Source organism: Catellatospora sichuanensis, from assembly GCF_007483665.1.
Classification (GTDB): Bacteria; Actinomycetota; Actinomycetes; order Mycobacteriales; family Micromonosporaceae; genus Catellatospora; species Catellatospora sichuanensis.
Map to the genome: position 1 here is coordinate 31,187 of NZ_VIQO01000043.1, position 15,978 is coordinate 47,164.

General features: G+C 71.1%; 13 protein-coding genes. 7 read left to right on the forward strand and 6 right to left on the reverse strand.

The window, feature by feature from the left end; translation table 11 throughout:
• The first annotated feature begins 9 nt into the window (after nucleotides 1-9).
• The 3 genes from thrC to FLL47_RS39365 all read left to right on the forward strand — a co-directional run bounded on the left by thrC (nucleotide 10) and on the right by FLL47_RS39365 (nucleotide 3,322).
• A complete protein-coding gene (thrC, locus tag FLL47_RS39355) occupies nucleotides 10-1,290 on the forward strand; it encodes a threonine synthase (RefSeq protein WP_144127782.1) in 1,281 nt (426 codons plus the stop codon).
• Between the two features lie 110 nt (nucleotides 1,291-1,400).
• Nucleotides 1,401-2,450: a GNAT family N-acetyltransferase gene (locus FLL47_RS39360; protein WP_144127783.1), complete on the forward strand. Its 1,050-nt coding sequence runs from the start codon at nucleotides 1,401-1,403 to the stop codon at nucleotides 2,448-2,450.
• A gap of 74 nt (nucleotides 2,451-2,524) precedes the next feature.
• Nucleotides 2,525-3,322: a hypothetical protein gene (locus tag FLL47_RS39365; RefSeq protein ID WP_144127784.1), complete on the forward strand. Its 798-nt coding sequence runs from the start codon at nucleotides 2,525-2,527 to the stop codon at nucleotides 3,320-3,322.
• Between the two features lie 61 nt (nucleotides 3,323-3,383).
• Here FLL47_RS39365 and FLL47_RS39370 read toward each other — a convergent pair whose 3' ends face one another.
• Together FLL47_RS39370 and FLL47_RS39375 are read right to left on the reverse strand one after the other, a co-directional pair.
• On the reverse strand, nucleotides 3,384-4,115 hold the full coding sequence (locus tag FLL47_RS39370; RefSeq protein ID WP_144127785.1) for a TetR/AcrR family transcriptional regulator: 732 nt from the start codon (nucleotides 4,113-4,115) through the stop codon (nucleotides 3,384-3,386).
• A 21-nt stretch (nucleotides 4,116-4,136) separates the two neighbouring features.
• On the reverse strand, nucleotides 4,137-4,589 hold the full coding sequence (locus FLL47_RS39375) for a hypothetical protein (protein WP_144127786.1): 453 nt from the start codon (nucleotides 4,587-4,589) through the stop codon (nucleotides 4,137-4,139).
• A 110-nt stretch (nucleotides 4,590-4,699) separates the two neighbouring features.
• On the opposite strand from FLL47_RS39375, the gene paaN reads away from it, so the two are divergent.
• Nucleotides 4,700-6,343 carry a phenylacetic acid degradation protein PaaN gene (gene paaN, locus FLL47_RS39380; RefSeq protein WP_425457818.1) on the forward strand — a complete coding sequence of 548 codons (1,644 nt, stop codon included), beginning with the start codon at nucleotides 4,700-4,702 and terminating at the stop codon, nucleotides 6,341-6,343.
• A 126-nt stretch (nucleotides 6,344-6,469) separates the two neighbouring features.
• Here paaN and FLL47_RS39385 read toward each other — a convergent pair whose 3' ends face one another.
• Nucleotides 6,470-7,351 carry a serine hydrolase gene (locus FLL47_RS39385; protein WP_144127787.1) on the reverse strand — a complete coding sequence of 294 codons (882 nt, stop codon included), beginning with the start codon at nucleotides 7,349-7,351 and terminating at the stop codon, nucleotides 6,470-6,472.
• Nucleotides 7,352-7,567: 216 nt separating this feature from the next.
• Here FLL47_RS39385 and FLL47_RS39390 point away from each other — a divergent pair, with 216 nt between their 5' ends.
• The 3 genes from FLL47_RS39390 to groL all read left to right on the forward strand — a co-directional run bounded on the left by FLL47_RS39390 (nucleotide 7,568) and on the right by groL (nucleotide 10,780).
• On the forward strand, nucleotides 7,568-7,771 hold the full coding sequence (locus FLL47_RS39390) for a cold-shock protein (protein ID WP_033342363.1): 204 nt from the start codon (nucleotides 7,568-7,570) through the stop codon (nucleotides 7,769-7,771).
• A 217-nt stretch (nucleotides 7,772-7,988) separates the two neighbouring features.
• On the forward strand, nucleotides 7,989-8,837 hold the full coding sequence (locus FLL47_RS39395) for a hypothetical protein (RefSeq protein WP_144127788.1): 849 nt from the start codon (nucleotides 7,989-7,991) through the stop codon (nucleotides 8,835-8,837).
• Nucleotides 8,838-9,157: 320 nt separating this feature from the next.
• Nucleotides 9,158-10,780, forward strand: a complete 1,623-nt coding sequence (gene groL / locus FLL47_RS39400) for a chaperonin GroEL (protein WP_144127789.1) — start codon at nucleotides 9,158-9,160, stop codon at nucleotides 10,778-10,780.
• A gap of 196 nt (nucleotides 10,781-10,976) precedes the next feature.
• On the opposite strand, the gene FLL47_RS39405 is transcribed toward groL, so the two are convergent.
• Genes FLL47_RS39405 through FLL47_RS39415 form a run of 3 tightly spaced genes read right to left on the reverse strand, consistent with a single transcriptional unit; the run spans nucleotide 10,977 to nucleotide 15,973 of the window.
• Nucleotides 10,977-12,398, reverse strand: a complete 1,422-nt coding sequence (locus FLL47_RS39405; protein WP_246159280.1) for a sugar porter family MFS transporter — start codon at nucleotides 12,396-12,398, stop codon at nucleotides 10,977-10,979.
• A 57-nt stretch (nucleotides 12,399-12,455) separates the two neighbouring features.
• A complete protein-coding gene (locus FLL47_RS39410; RefSeq protein ID WP_144127790.1) occupies nucleotides 12,456-13,349 on the reverse strand; it encodes a GNAT family N-acetyltransferase in 894 nt (297 codons plus the stop codon).
• Between the two features lie 11 nt (nucleotides 13,350-13,360).
• Nucleotides 13,361-15,973, reverse strand: a complete 2,613-nt coding sequence (locus FLL47_RS39415) for a S8 family serine peptidase (protein WP_246159281.1) — start codon at nucleotides 15,971-15,973, stop codon at nucleotides 13,361-13,363.
• Nucleotides 15,974-15,978: the final 5 nt, after the last annotated feature.

Here is a 15,978-nt window from a genome sequence, read left to right on the forward strand (position 1 = left end):
AAACATCTCATGACGTCTGCCGTCATCGCGCCCCTCGGTGTCGATTCCCCCGCGCGCGGCCTGGAGTGCCGCGGCTGTGGCGCCCGTTTCCCGCTCGCCGCCCAGCACGCCTGTTACGAGTGTTTCGGCCCGCTCGAGGTCTGGTACGACGCGGACTCCCTGGCGAAGGTGACCCGCGCCCAGATCGAGGCGGGACCGCAGAACATCTGGCGCTACGCGGGCCTGCTGCCCGTCGGCCAGCACGCCGCCGACCGGGTGACGCTCAACCCGGGCCTGACCCCGCTGGTACGCGCCGACGCGCTCGCCGCCGAGATCGGCCTGCGCGCCCCGCTGTGGGTGAAGGACGACTCGGCCAACCCGACGCACTCCTTCAAGGACCGGGTGGTGTCGGTGGCGCTGACCGCCGCGAAGGCGCTCGGCTTCACCCGTTACGCCTGCGCCTCCACCGGCAACCTGGCCAACTCGGTCGCCGCGCACGCCGCCCGCGCGGGCGTGCCCTCGATCGTCTTCATCCCGTACGACCTGGAGCCCGGCAAGATCATCACCACCGCGGTGTACGGCGGCGACGTGGTCGCCATCGAAGGTTCGTACGACGACGTCAACCGGCTGTGCTCGGAGCTGGTGGAGACCGACGAGTTCGAGGACACCGCGTTCGTCAACGTGAACGTGCGCCCGTTCTACGCGGAGGGCTCCAAGACGCTGGGATACGAGGTGGCCGAGCAGCTCGGCTGGCGCATCCCGGCGCAGGTGGTCATCCCGATGGCCTCCGGCGAGCTGCTCACCAAGATTGACAAGGCGTTCGAGGAGCTGGTGTCGTCGGGCCTGGCCGTCGCGCCCGAGGGGGGCTGGAAGGTGTTCGGCGCGCAGTCGCTGGGCTGCAACCCGATCGCCACCGCGCTGCACGCCGGCACCGATGTGATCACCCCGGTGAAGCCGACCGGCATCGCGAAGTCGCTGAACATCGGCGACCCGGCCGCCGGGCTGTACGCGCTGGAGGCGGTGCGCCGCACCGGCGGCTGGATGGACTACGCCTCCGACGACGAGATCCGCGACGCGATCCGGCTGCTGGCGCGTACCACCGGCATCTTCGCGGAGACCGCGGGCGGGGTGACCACCGCGGTGACCGCGAAGCTGGTCGCCTCCGGCAAGCTCGACCCGGACCTGGAGACGGTCGTCTACAACACCGGCGAGGGCCTGAAGACCCTGGAGGCGGTGGCCGAGCTGGTCGGGCCGACCTACCGGGTGCGGCCGTCGCTGAAGGCCGCCCGCGAGGCGGGCCTGCTCGGCTGATCCGCTGACTGCGCTGAAGGCGCCCTTCCCGTTCGCGCGGAGGGCGCTTTCAGCCCGTCGCCCAAAAAACGGGGTGCGGTGGGGGTTGGGGGAGGGGGACCCTGGCGGGCATGAGTCTGCGTATCGCCCCCGTCACCGCTGACGATCCCGCCTCCATCGACGCCTGGGTGGAGGTGATGGGACGGGTACGCGAGCACGAGTTCCCGCATTTTCCGCCGATGACCAGGCGGTCCGCGCAGCTGACGCTCGAACACCTGTTTCCGGCGCGCACGGTGGAGCATCGGCTGGCCTGGTTTGACGGCGAGCCTGCCGGGCGGCTGGAGCTGTCCCGCCATACCGAGGAGAACCTGAAGGTCCTCTTCTTCATCCTCGAGGTCGCACCGAGACACCGGCGGCGGGGCGTGGGCCGGGCGCTGTTCGGCGAGGTGCTGGCGTACGCCCGCGAGCACGGGCGCAGCGTCCTGCTGACGGGCAGCACGCTGTCCATGCCGGACCTGCCCGCCCCGGACGAGGCCCCGGCGGCGTTCGCGGCGGCCTTCGGGTTCACGAACACCCTGCCGGAGCTGCAGCGGCGGCTGACGGTGGCCGAGGTCGACGGCGACGTGCTGGCCGGCATGCTGGCCGCGGCGAAGGCCAAGGCCGGCGGCTATCGCCTGGTGCAGTGGCGCGACGCCGCCCCGGAGGAGCTGGTCGGGGGTGTGGCCTACCTGGACTCGCGGCTGATGACCGATGCGCCTACCGGTGACATTGAGATCGAGGCGGAGAAGCCGGACGTGCAGCGGGTGCGCCGGGCCGAGGAGGTCATCGCGGCGCGGGGGCGGCTTACGTTCCACACCGGCGCGGTGCACGAGGAGACCGGCGACCTGGTCGCCTGGACCACGATCTCCACTGACGACGAGACGCCCTGGCACGCCTGGCAGCAGATCACCATCGTGGACCCGGAGCACCGGGGCCGTCGGCTCGGCGCGCTGGTGAAGGTCGAGAATCTGCGCTTCTTCCGGGAAATGGCGCCCAGGGTCGAGGTGGTGGACACCTTCAACGCGGCGGAGAACGGCTTCATGATCTCCATCAACGAGCAGATGGGCTTCCGTAAGATCGCCGCCTTCCAGAGCTGGCAGCGTGACCTGGCGAAGGACGACTCCGCCGAACCGGCAGCATAAAACGGTCCATTTGCCTAAAACGGACTACCCGTACGCCCGGCACCCCACGGGTGTCGTGATCGTTGATCAGGGACATGAGGCCCCGATTGCTCGTGTCCCTGATCGCAGCCCTCACCGTCGTGCCCACGGCGCTGGCCGTGCTGACCACTCCCGCCGTGGCGCTCGCTCCGCCGGCGGGCGGCACGCTCACCGCCAAGATCTTCGCGACGCGAGAGGGTCTGGTCGGCTGGAAGACCGCCAACGGCCACAAAATCACCAAACGCGACTGGTTCGCCGCGCTGCCCTCGTGGCGCGGGCTGTCGGACCGCGGCGAGGGGGACAAGAGCGTCCGGGTCTGCCACGAGGGCAACGACCGGTGCGTGTTCCTGCCGGTGTGGGACGTCGGCCCGTGGAACACCAAGGACGACTACTGGGCCGACGACCGGCACATGTGGGAGAAGCTGCCGCGCGGCAAACCCCAGGCACAGGCGGCGTACCAGGACGACCACAACGACGGCGAGGACGAGTTCGGCCGCGAGGTGCGCAACCCGGCCGGCATCGACATCGCCGACGGCGCGTTCTGGGACGGCCTCGACCTCGACGACAACGACTGGGTCCACGTCACCTTCCTGTGGACCGGCGAGGGCGACCGGGGCGTGGTCGACACCGACGACGGCGAGTGGCTGCGGGTGCGCTCGGCGCCGAAGGTCAAGGCCGACCTGCGCGGCGGCGCGGGCGAGTACGCCCAGGTGCCGATCCGGTGCCAGGTCAAGGGCGACAAGGTCAAGGGGACGGTACGCACGACCGACCTGTGGAACCGGGTCGGCGACGGCATCTACGTCTCCCACGCGTACGTCCGGCTGATCGACGGGGCCAAGCCCCGCAAGTGCTGAATGCGCAGGTCCCGGACTGGTCTCCGCCCGTGCCACGTCGGTGGCGCGGGCGGAGTCGTCCTCACGCGGCCGTACGCGGCCAGACGGCTTCCAGCAGGGTCAGGCCGCGGGTGGTGAGCGGTTTGAAGATCTTCATGCGGGACGCGCCGACCAGGTATTCCAGGTAGGGCACGGCGAGGTCGACGACGGCGCGGGTGCGGCGCTGGCCCGGCGTGGTGTCGTGCACCCAGTACACGACCAGGCCGAGCTGGGCCAGCCACAGCAGCTGCGGCAGCCGGGCCCGCAGTTGCGGGTCCATCTTCGTCTCGGTGCTGTCGACGAGCCGGTGGAAGATGCTGGTGGCCAGCTCGCGCGCGTCGCTCGACTCCTCGCTGAACGGGCTCACCGGCGAGCCGGGCACCGCTGCGATGCCGATGAACCGGCCCGCGAACGCATGGTGCGGCGCCCACACTTCGATGCCCTCGCGCAGGATCGCGGCCAGCCGGTCGCCGAAGGACGTGCCGCCCGCCAGGATCGGCTCGACCCGGGCCAGGTGCTCGCGCTGCAACTCCAGGTAGAACTCGGAGACCAGCGCCTCCTTGGCGGGGAAGTAGTAGTAGGCGTTGCCGACCGAGACCCCGGCGTCGGCGGCGATCGCCCGCATCGTCGTCTTCTCGTATCCGGCCTCGCCGAACAGCCGGATCGCGCTGGCCACGATCGCCTGGCGGGTCTGCTCGCCCCGGGACGTGTCAGCGGCCCGTCCCCGGGCCGCCTGCTCGGCGGCGGGGGACGAGCCGTTGTCGGTGTGCGTCACGCTGCCCACGCTAGCGGCGGCTCACGCGGCGGGGGTCAGGTGGCGTGCGCCGTCCTGCTGGTCCGCCGGTCGCCGGTCCGCCGCCTGCTGGGTGAGCGCGGCTGCGGGCACGGGGTACGCCCTGGTCAGCGGTCCCTGCATCTGCCGGCGGAGCCGGCCGAGCAGCAGCACGGTGCCCAGGTGCACCACCACCAGCGCGAGCGTGATGATGCCGATCTTGGTGGCGAGCGTCTCGACCGCGTCGACGGGGCCGGTCACTTCGTCGTAGGTCTTCATGGCGATCGCCATGTAGCCGAGGTTGAGCAGGTAGAAGCCGACGACGAGGAACTTCGTGACGGCGGCGGCGAGCTCCCCGGTCGGGAGCACGTCGCGCAGGAAGGCCTGCCCGTGGCGCTGGAGGGTGTGGCCGACCCACAGGGTCAGTGCGAGGGTGACGACCGCGTAGGCCAGGTAGACGGCCAGCTTCGGGTCCATGTCCCATCTCCGATTTGAACGTGTTCAACTTTCGGACGTTCTCATGCTGACACACGACTTGAACATGTTCAACTGTGGCTTCGCTCACCTCGTCGGGCATGATGAGGGGCATGACTGTCACCACCACGGACCTCTTCACCACCCATGAGGAGCTGCTGAACAGCGCGCTACGGGCGATCACCGAGCGCGGCTACTGGTCGGCGTACCCGGAGTCGCCGAGCCCGAAGGTGTACGGCGAGACCGCCGCCGCCGACGGCAAGGCCGCCTTCACCGCGCTGCTGGGCAAGGACTTCCCGCTGGACCAGCCCGCCGACGAATGGGTCAGCCCGGAGCGCTCGCCGTTCGGCATCCCGCTCGGGGTGCGATACCCCCGGACCAGCCCGGACGCCCTCATCGCCGCCGCCAGGGCCGCGCTGCCCTCGTGGCGCGCCGCCGGGCCGCAGCAGCGTGCCGGAGTGTGCCTGGAAATCCTCGCCCGCCTGCACAAGCGGGTATTCGAGCTGGCCAACGCGGTGCACGCGACCACCGGCCAGGCGTTCGTGATGGCCTTCCAGGCCGGCGGCCCGCACGCGCTGGACCGGGCGCTGGAGGCGATCGCCTACGGCTACGCCGAGCAGACCCGGCAGGTCGGCTCCGTGGTGTGGACCAAGAAGGCCGACACGCTGGCCAAGACGTACCACCTGGTGCCGCGCGGCATCGGCCTGGTCATCGGCTGCAACACGTTCCCGACCTGGAACTCCTGGCCGGGCCTGTTCGCCTCGCTGATCACCGGCAACCCGGTGCTGGTCAAGCCGCACCCGGGCGCGGTGCTGCCGCTCGCCATCACCGTGCAGATCGCCCGCGAGGTGCTCGCCGAGGCCGGGCTCGACCCGAACACGGTGCAGCTCGCGGTGGACACCCGCGAGGCGCCGGTCGCCGCCGACCTGGCGCTGCGGCCCGAGATCCGCCTCATCGACTTCACCGGCTCCACCGCCTTCGGCGACTGGCTGGAGGCCAACGCCCGCCAGGCACAGGTCTACACCGAGAAGGCCGGTGTCAACACGGTCATCGTCGACTCGACCGACGACTTCGCCGGCATGTGCCGCAACCTGGGCTTCTCGCTCACCCTGTACAGCGGCCAGATGTGCACCACCCCGCAGAACCTGCTCATCCCCGCCGGCGGCATCGCGACCGAGGCCGGGCACAAGAGCTTCGACGAGGTCGTCGACGGCATCGCGGGCGCGGTCCGCGCGATCACCGCCGACCCGGCCAAGGCCGTCGAGTTCACCGGCGCGATCGTCAACGCCGACGTGGTGGACCGCATCGAGGCCGCCCGCAAGATGGGCGACGTGGTGCTCGACTCGGCCGAGCTGGCCCACCCGGCGTACGCCGACGCGGTGGTCCGCACCCCGATGATCGTGAAGGTGACCGACGGCTATGCCAGCGAGTGCTTCGGCCCGGTGACCTTCGCGGTGCCGACCGAGTCGACCGCGCAGAGCATCGACGTCTTCCGGGAGACGGTCGGCGCGAAGGGCGCCATCACCGCGGCGGTCTACAGCACCGACGAGTCCGTGCTGGACGCGGTCGAGCAGGCGGCGATGGAGGTGGGCGTACACCTGTCGGCGAACCTGACCGGCGGCATCTTCGTCAACCAGTCGGCGGCCTTCTCCGACTTCCACGCCTCCGGTGCGAACCCGGCCGCCAACGCGGCGCTGACCGACAGCGCGTTCGTGGCGAACCGCTTCCGCATCGTCCAGTCCCGCCGCCCGGCCTGATCGGCCGACGTCGCGGCTGCGTGCAACAGTCCGCGTTCACGCAGCTCAGCGTCTTGAGATGTTAAGAAGGGCACCTTCTATAACGCATAGCGTTAAGAAGGTGCCCTTCCTTCGTTCCCTGGGTGGTCAGGGGAGGGCGGGTTTGAGTTGGTCGGCTACGGAGCGGCACAGGTCGCGGCCGTGGTCGAAGCCGTAGCGGGCCGGGTAGCGCAGCAGGACGCTCATGCTCCACTTGTCGGTGACCGCCAGGCAGGCCATGTGCCACAGCTTGTCCTCGGTGCGCAGCAGCCAACCGTTCTTGATGGCGATGGTGGCCGACACCTCGGGCGGGAACGCCGACCGCGGGCCGAAGTCGCCGACGCCGCGCACCAGGCGCATCTGGGTGAGCAGCCAGTCGGTCCAGTGCGGCCCCGCCGCCCGGCCGTCGGCAAGGCAGGCCCCCAACCGGACCACGTCGCGTGCCGAGACCACCGTGTTCGACCAGTAACCGTCGGTCTTGTACGGCTTCGACTCGGTCAGCCCGCAGATCTCCACCATGCGCTCGATGCCGGCGCGGCCGCCGTTGCGCTCGTAGAACTCGTACGCGGCCTTGTTGTCCGAGTCGCGGATCATGATGATCAGCCGGTTCAGGCTGCGCTGGTCCGGGTAGTCGGTACGGCGCAGGAAGTCGGCGGCGAGCCACACCTTTATCAGGGACATGGTGTCGCTCGGGGCGTCCAGGTTGGAGGAGCCGGCGATCTGGCCGGTGCGCCGGTCCAGCATCGCCCAGCTGGCGAAGCCCTCGGTGTCCAGCCGTACGGGGGGAAGTTCCAGTCGGGCGGGTGACGCCGGCTCTCCCGTGGTCCGGTCGGGGGCGGCCCCCGGCGGTGCCGCGTTCGTGCCGTAATGCAGTGCCCATTGCAGGGCCGCACCGGTCACGAGTAAGGCGACGGCGCACACGGACGTCGCGATGAGGGGCATGAAGGCGGCCGGCAGACGGCGCGAACGGATGCGGCGGCGGTTGTCCACGTTCCACCCAACCCCCCGGTGGCCCGCCCGGTCACGCGATAGAGCGCGCTCATGGTCAGATTGCCGACTGTCGAACTGTAACGGGGGGACTACAGGTCCGTTTTGGGGCTGTGCGAGGGCACCGGTGCTCGTGTAGCGTGCGAGGACGGCTGACAACACCAGCCGGGGGTGGCCCGCTGAGGACCGCCCAGCTTTACAGAAGTGAGGAAGTGCACCGTGGCACAGGGCACCGTCAAGTGGTTCAACAGCGAGAAGGGCTACGGCTTCATCGCGGTCGACGGAGGGCAGGACGTGTTCGTCCACTTCTCCGCGATCGAGATGGACGGCTACAAGGCGCTCGACGACGGTCAGCGCGTTGAGTTCGAAATCGCCCAGGGCCAGAAGGGCCCCCAGGCTGAGAAGGTCCGGGTCATCGCCTGACCGCTTGGCCATCAAAGCTTGAGTAATACGGAAAGGGCTCTGATCCCACAGGATCGGGGCCCTTCCAGCTGTTCCGGGGCGGGTGGAGGACAGCGGCGTGCGCACGGGCGTGCCACACTGGGCGACCCCTCACCTCCTAGCTGGAGCAGCGCATGTCCGAACCGGCCTCGAACCCCTACCACGCGGGCGAGCCGTCGCAGCCAGAACCGGCAGCGCGTTGACCGACCCGACTCACCCCCGCCCGTCCTGGCTCCGCGAGACCGTGGCCCTGCTGCGGAACCACTGGTGGACGCTGCTCGCGATCATCGTGGTCACCGAGTTGGCCGCCCTGCTCGCGGGCGTCGCAGTGCCGCTGGCCGTTTACGGCGGCGGCGACAGGCTCTCCGTTCTGGACGACTCTGTCCGGCTCGCCGTCGTCACCGCGGTGCCCTTCGCGCTGGCGGGGGTGTTCAATGCCTGGACCTGGGCGGCGGTGGTCGAGATGTTCCGCGGTGCCGGCGAGGGCCGCAGGGTGCGGTTCGGCGCGGCGCTGCGCCGGGGGGTGCGGCGCTCCGGCCGGTTGGCGCTGTGGCTGGGCGGGGTCGGCCTGCTGCGCGCCGCGGGCAGCGTGTACATGTTCCATGCGCTGCTGGACGGCTATGGGACCCGGGGCTTCCAGACGACCTCCGCCGTGATGACCGCGGGCAGTTGGTATCTGACCTTCGCCACCGCACTGCTGCCGCTGGTCGTGCTCTTCGAACGGCGTGGGCTGGGCCGGGCGTGGCGGCTGGCGCACAGCCGGGCGGCCACGATCGGGCAGATCGTCGCGGTGCTGGCGTTCGGCCTGGCCGTCGACAATCTGGCCGACCTCGTGATGACCCAGCTGCGGCCCGGGGCGGGGTACGTGTGGCCGGTGGGCGTGCAAGTGGCGACGATCTCGGCGGTCGGCGTCCTGACGGCGACCGTGACGATGACCGCGCTCACGGTGGCGTACCTGCGCCGGGTCGCCCTGCCCGCCGCGCCCGACCCTGAGCCCGCGCCGGACGCCCCCGAGCCTGTCGTGATCGAACTGGGGCGCACCTGGTGAACCGCTCCGCCCGCGGGCCGGGCGGTGGCGGCGTCGCCGTTCCGTCGGGGCGAGTGGTCGTCGCACCGGGGTTACTGCCAGGTAATACGCACGGAGACGAATGTGAACTCCGCTCGGCGGGGCGGGCCCGCGAAAGGCTGTGATCATCCCGTGTTCGCTTGCACTCAAGGGGCGAGAGTGCTAAACAAGTGATTGGCACTCTCCTCGTGTGAGTGCCAATACGAGACCAGAAGTCGGAGTTGCGGGGCTGCCGAATGGTGGCAGCCGGTCGTCGCGGGCCAGCTCTCCGACCTCGGATTGTCCAGGAGGACAACGCCGTTATGGCCAAGATTATCGCGTTCGACGAGGAGGCTCGCCGCGGCCTCGAGCGGGGAATGAACATCCTCGCTGACGCCGTAAAGGTGACGCTCGGCCCCAAGGGCCGCAACGTTGTGCTCGAGAAGAAGTGGGGTGCCCCCACCATCACCAACGATGGTGTGAGCATCGCCAAGGAGATCGAGCTCGAGGACCCGTACGAGAAGATCGGCGCTGAGCTGGTCAAGGAGGTCGCCAAGAAGACCGACGACGTCGCCGGTGACGGCACGACGACGGCGACCGTCCTGGCCCAGGCGCTGGTTCGCGAGGGCCTGCGCAACGTTGCCGCCGGTGCGAACCCGATGGCCCTGAAGCGGGGCATCGAGGCTGCCGTCGCGTCCGTGGCGGAGGAGCTCTCGAAGCTCGCCAAGGACGTCGAGACGAAGGAGCAGATCGCCTCCACCGCCTCGATCTCCGCGGCTGACACCACCGTCGGCGAGATCATCGCCGAGGCGATGGACAAGGTCGGCAAGGAAGGCGTCATCACCGTCGAGGAGAGCAACACCTTCGGGCTCGAGCTGGAGCTCACCGAGGGTATGCGCTTCGACAAGGGCTTCAACTCGGCGTACTTCATCACCGACCCCGAGCGCATGGAGGCGGTCCTCGAGGACCCCTACCTGCTGATCGTCAACGGCAAGATCGCCAACGTCAAGGACATGCTGCCGATCCTCGAGAAGGTCATGCAGAGCGGCAAGCCGCTGCTGATCATCGCCGAGGATGTCGAGGGCGAGGCCCTGGCCACCCTGATCGTCAACAAGATCCGTGGCACCTTCAAGTCCGTGGCCGTCAAGGCCCCGGGCTTCGGCGACCGCCGCAAGGCCATGCTGCAGGACATCGCGATCCTGACCGGCGGCCAGGTCGTGTCCGAGGAGGTCGGCCTCAAGCTCGACAGCACCGGTCTGGACATGCTGGGCCGCGCCCGCAAGGTCGTCGTGACCAAGGACGAGACCACGATCGTCGACGGTTCCGGTGACGCCGACCAGATCAACGGTCGGGTGAACCAGATCCGCGCCGAGATCGAGAAGTCGGACTCCGACTACGACCGCGAGAAGCTGCAGGAGCGCCTGGCCAAGCTGGCCGGCGGTGTCGCGGTCATCAAGGTCGGCGCGGCCACCGAGGTCGAGCTCAAGGAGCGCAAGCACCGCATCGAGGACGCCGTTCGCAACGCGAAGGCGGCCGTCGAGGAGGGCATCGTCGCCGGTGGTGGCGTCGCGCTGGTGCAGGCCGGCAAGACCGCCTTCGACAAGCTGGACCTGTCCGGCGACGAGGCGACCGGCGCCAACATCGTCCGGGTCGCGCTCGACGCCCCGCTGCGGCAGATCGCCGTCAACGCGGGCCTCGAGGGTGGCGTCGTGTCGGAGAAGGTGCGCAACCTGGAGATCGGTCACGGCCTCAACGCCGCGACCGGCGAGTACGTCGACATGCTGAAGGCCGGCATCATCGACCCCGCCAAGGTGACCCGTTCGGCGCTGCAGAACGCTGCCTCGATCGCGGCCCTGTTCCTCACCACCGAGGCTGTGGTGGCGGACAAGCCGGAGAAGGCGGCCGCTGCGCCGGCCGGCCCCGGCGGCGGCGAGATGGACTTCTGATCCTGACGGATCAGAAGCACCGCAAGCCCTGAACACGACGAAGGCCCCCGAGCTCCGCTCGGGGGCCTTCCCGTTCCCCGCCCCACCCCGCCCCCTGCCTGGCGCGACTCTTGAAGACCTGCGGCTACCGGGCCGGGGTGAGGCCGCGACTCTTCAAGAGTTGCGGCAGGAGGGGCCCCGGGCCGCCGCCGGGGTGTCACATGGCTTCGAGTTCGCGGCCCTTGGTTTCGCGGACGGCCTTCCAGACGAAGAAGAAGGCCAGGGCGGCGAACATCGCGTACAGGCCGTAGGCGAAGGTCAGGCCGATGTTCGACAGGGCCGGGAACGTGGTGCTGATCAGCCAGTTCGCGATCCACTGGGCCGCGGCGGCGACGGCCAGCGCGGTGGCACGGATCTTGTTGTTGAACATCTCGCCGAGCAGCACCCAGACCACCGGGCCCCAGCTCATGCCGAAGGCGACCACGTACAGGTTCGCGGCGACCAGGGCGACCTTGCCGATCGCGGGGCTGAGCGTGGTCAGCATCTCGCCGTTGGCCCCGAGGGTCTGCGTGGCGGTGGAGAAGCACCAGGCCATCGTGCCGAGCGTGAGCACCATGCCGGCTGCGCCGACGAGCAGCAGCGGCTTGCGGCCGACCTTGTCGACCAGGGCGATGGCGATGAGCGTGGTGACGATGTTGGTGATGCTGGTGATGACCGTGATCAGCAGTGCGTCGGACTCGCTGAAGCCGACCGATGCCCACAGCGCCGACGAGTAATAGAAGATCACGTTGATGCCGACGAACTGCTGGAACACCGAGAGCAGGATGCCGACCCAGACGATGGGCAGCAGTCCGAGCCGGGGGCCCTTGAGCACGTTCAGGTGGACCTTCTCGGTGGTGCCCGCCACCGTGCGCTTGATGTCGACGATACGTTTCTCGACGTCGCCGCCGATCAGCCGCTTGATCACGTCGCGGGCCTCGGCGAGGCGTCCGCGGCGCACCAGGTAGCGCGGGGACTCCGGGATCTGCAGCGCCAGCACGCCGTAGATCACTGCGGGCACGGCGGCGGAGGCGAACATCCAGCGCCAGGCCGCGCCGCCCCAGGGCACCGCCTCCATCGCCCCGCCGGCTACGTCAGCCAGCAGGTAATCGACGAGTAGGGCGACGAAGATGCCGCTGACGATGGCGAGCTGCTGCAGCGAGCCGAGCCGGCCGCGGATGTGCGCGGGAGAGACCTCGGCGATGTATGCGGGCGCGATGACGCTCGCCGCGCCCACGCCGAGACCGCCGACGATCCGCCAGAACGTCAGATCGACGGGGCTGAAGGCGAGGCCGGAGCCGATCGAACTGGCGATGAAGAGCCCGGCGGCGATCAGCATCACCCGCACCCGGCCCATCCGGTCGGCGAGCGGGCCCGCGAACCATGCGCCGACGGCGCAGCCGAGCAGGGCCGCCGACACGACGAACCCGAGGGCCACCGAGTTCAGCTGGAAGGTGTTGCGCAGGGCGTCGACGGTGCCGTTGATGACCGCGGTGTCGTACCCGAAGAGGAAACCGCCCACCGCGGCCGCGGCAGCGACGAGGATCGCCGCCCCCTTGGTCTCGTGGGGTTCCGCTATGGGGCTGGTCGGGGCTGCCACATCCTCATCGTCCCCGGAAAACAACGCTTCTAATCTGAATTACGAAAAAAGCCCGAGTTATAGCAGTTTATGGAAGAGGAAGAAGACCCGATCGATGATCGCACCGGCCGATCCGGAGTAGAACGAGACCGGCCCCACCCAGCCGATCTGCGCCTGGGCGATGCCGCGGTCGGCCTGGTCGCGCAGGCACCGTCGCAGCAGGACCCCGCCGATGCCCAGGCCCGCCGCGGCGGGCAGGGTGCCCATCGGGCCGAACCAGCTCGGGCGGCAGCCGCCCCACGCGGCGAACGCGATCGGCTGCCCGTCGCGGATGGCGACGTGGCAGCCCCCGCTTCCGCCGACGGCCCGCTCGACCTCGGCCACCCAGGCCGGGCCCCACTCGGCGGCGATCAGCGGGCGCAGCTCCGGCAGGTCGTCGGGTGTCGCCGCGCGGACGACCACGTGCGCGGCGGCCAGCCGCTCCTGCGCGGTCCGGGTCTCGCGCAGCGCGGGCGATCCCTCGGCCAGGTCCGCGGTCATGTTCCAGGCCGTACGGTCATGGGCGTAGCCGAGCGCGGTCAGCGCGCACACGGCGGGTGTGTACCGCACGTCCACGCCGGGCCACGCGTGCGTGGGCGGGTTGCCGGCGACCCGCACCGCGGTCAGCCCGCGCGCCCGCAGCTGCTCTTCGACGGCTCCGACCAGCTCACGGGCCAGACCCTGACGGCGGAAGGCGGGATCGACGACCAGCAGGTCCAGATGCCCGACGGTCGGGTCCTTGCGGCCGGCCGAGGCCAGCGCGACCCCGATCACGTCGCCGTCGGGCGCATCGCCGTCGACCGCGACGTAGCCCGCCGAGCCGTGCAGCAGCGCCACGATGTCGGCCGCCTCGGCGGCGTCCTCGGCCAGCAGGGACCGGTCGAGGAGATCGACCACGGCGGCCCGGTGCTGCGGCTCGTAAGGGGTGATCATGGTGGGGAAGCCTACCTGGCGGAGGCCACGACCGCCTCCGCCGCGTTGACGATGCCGGACCCCGCCTGGGCTGCCTCGGTGGCGCAGGGCGGGGCCGCGGTGGCGAGCATCGCGGGCTGCGCCGTGTCCCGCAGCAGCTGCTGGGTGCGGGCCAGGTCGCCGACCAGCTCCGGATGGGCCGACCACAGCAGCGCGATCACGCCGGCCACGTGCGGCGTCGCCATCGAGGTGCCGCTGAGCTCGGCGTACGTGCCGCCGGGCATCGCCGACAGCACCGCCTCACCCGGCCCGGCCAGATCGGGTTTCGGGCCGGCCGGCCCCCGGCTGGAGAACGACGTGATCCGGCGGGTCCGGTCCACCGCGGCGATGGTGATCGAGGCCGGGTCGGTGGCGGGCGGGGTGTCCAGCGTGCCGCAGTCCGGCCCCGTGTTGCCGGCCGCCGCGACGAAGGCGATCCCGGCCGCGGCCAGCGCGGACGTGGCGGGCTGCAGCACGGTGGAGTCGCAGCCCTCCAGCGGCGGGCAGCCCCACGAGTTGTTGAGCACGTGCGGGGCACGGGCCGGGCGGCCGTCGGTGAACGGGTTGCCGCCGTGCGGGTACGGCGCGAGCATGAACTGCATGCAGTCCAGGTAGAGCGACGGGCTGCTCATGTTGCGTTCCAGGTTGACGCAGCCGATCCACTGGGCGTCCGGCGCGACGCCGACCCGCTCGCGGCCCACCGCGGTGGCCGTCGTGTGCGTGCCGTGGCCGTTGTGGTCGATCGGGGTGCGGCTGTCCGACCAGGGGTCCAGCCAGGAGTCGTCGCCGCCGCGGAAGTTGGCCGCCAGCGCGGGATGCGAGCCGTCCACCCCGGAGTCCGAGGAGCCGACCACGATGCCCTTGCCCGTCACGCCGCGCTGCCACAGGTCCGGGGCGCCGACCATCTTCAGGTTCCACTGCGGGGTGGTCGGCGGCTGCTGCACCGGGCCGCGCCCGATCGGGATCTCGGCGGGCAAGGGCCGCAGTCGCTGATCGGTCAGCACCCGGTCCACGTCGGAGCGGGACTCCAGCCACACCCGCGCCTCCGGGCCGCCGTCCACCAGGATCGCGTTCACCAGATAGAACGGCTGGTAGTCCAGGTTCCAGCGGTCCAGCTCGGTGCGCAGCGCGGCCTGCGTGCGGTCGGCGTGCTCGACGAGCCGCCGGTAGACGGCGTCGACCCGCTGGTCACGGCCCGCGCCGAGCCCGGTCGTGGTGGGCAGCCCGGTCAGCGGCGCCTGCTCCTTGAGCACCACGAACAGCTGGTCGCCGAAGAAGCCCGGCTGGCCCGCGGCCAGGTAGTAGACGCCCGCGCCGACGGCGACCGCGGCGGCCAGCCCGGCCGCCAGCGTCCGCCCGCCGGTGCGTGGCACGACATGCCGCCGCTCGCGCACGATCGGCGCGGGCGCGCCCGGCCACTGCGCCTGCGCACCGGGCCACGCGGTCCCGGCGGGCCGCGCGCCGGGCCACTGGCTCGGCGGGCCGAGCTGCTCCCTTTCCGGCGCGACGACCGGCTCGTGCACGGTGCGCAGCAGGCCGATGCCGTAGGCGACGCCGAGCGCCAGCGCCACCAGCCAGGCGATCAGGGCTGCGAGCAGGGCGTAGTACGGCACGTCGCGGCCGATCAACGCGAGGTTCAGCTCGTCCGGGTCGACGAAGCCCAGCGGCCCGAACGCGGCCAGCGCCACCAGGGTCAGCGTGGTCCAGCCGCGGGGCGAGCCGGGAGCGAGTGCGGCGACGGCGAAGCCGAGCGGCGGCAGCACCAGCAGGGTCAGCACCTGCGTCCCGGCCGCGCCGGTGCCGCCCGCGATCAGCGCCAGCACCACCCCGGCCACCAGGCCGCCGGCCAGCACCAGGGTCGGCCGCCCGCGGTGGGTGAAGTGCCGCCACAGCCCCGGCCCCAGGATCACCATGGCCAGCGCGCCCGCGCCGAGCGCGGCCAGGGCGGCGGCGATGGACTCGCTGAACCCGCCCAGCGCCCCCGCCCACAGGTACGGCACCAGCACCAGCACTCCGGCGAGCACGGCCCAGGCGAGCGCCGCGGGGTCGCCGGAGGAAGGCGCCGGGCTGCCGGTGGCCGTGACCGCGACCGGCTCGGCCTCGGGCCGGTCGGCCGCGGGTGCTACAGCGGCGCCGTCGGCCGCGGGTGCGTCCGCGGAGCCGTCGGCCGGTGGCGTCGCGGCGGGCGCCGGGCGGGCGGTGGCGCGGCGGTATAGGAGGAAGGCGGCGGCGCCGGCCAGCACCGCGTACGACAGCAGGTAGAGCTCGTTGGCCGTGGCCGGGATCAGGCGCAGCGCGCTGCCCCCGCCGAGCACCAGCGCGCCCAGGAAGAAGGCGCGGCCGGTCGCGCGTACCGGCTCGTGTTTGGGCAGTAGGGCCAGGATCAGCGCAGGCACGCCGACCAGCAGCCCCACCATGATCCCGGCCAGCGGCCAGAGGAAGCCGGGCAGCTGCATGCCGAGCTGGGCGAGCACCTGGGCGGCGAGCACGATGCCGTACTGGGAGAGCACGGCGACGGCGACCGCCCACACTCCGACTACGACGGCGGCGACGATCGCGCCGACCGGGGGCCGTGGCGGCGCATCCGCGGCCGCGGATGGGGGCACGGTCG

What these genes read in the sequence shown, in the direction of transcription:
- paaN (WP_425457818.1), top strand. Translation starts at nt 4,700, where the DNA reads ATGACTGTCACCACCACGGACCTCTTCACCACCCATGAGGAGCTGCTG.
- thrC (WP_144127782.1), top strand. Translation starts at nt 10, where the DNA reads ATGACGTCTGCCGTCATCGCGCCCCTCGGTGTCGATTCCCCCGCGCGC.
- FLL47_RS39365 (WP_144127784.1), top strand. Translation starts at nt 2,525, where the DNA reads ATGAGGCCCCGATTGCTCGTGTCCCTGATCGCAGCCCTCACCGTCGTG.
- FLL47_RS39360 (WP_144127783.1), top strand. Translation starts at nt 1,401, where the DNA reads ATGAGTCTGCGTATCGCCCCCGTCACCGCTGACGATCCCGCCTCCATC.
- FLL47_RS39375 (WP_144127786.1), bottom strand. Translation starts at nt 4,589, where the DNA reads ATGGACCCGAAGCTGGCCGTCTACCTGGCCTACGCGGTCGTCACCCTC.
- FLL47_RS39410 (WP_144127790.1), bottom strand. Translation starts at nt 13,349, where the DNA reads ATGATCACCCCTTACGAGCCGCAGCACCGGGCCGCCGTGGTCGATCTC.
- groL (WP_144127789.1), top strand. Translation starts at nt 9,158, where the DNA reads ATGGCCAAGATTATCGCGTTCGACGAGGAGGCTCGCCGCGGCCTCGAG.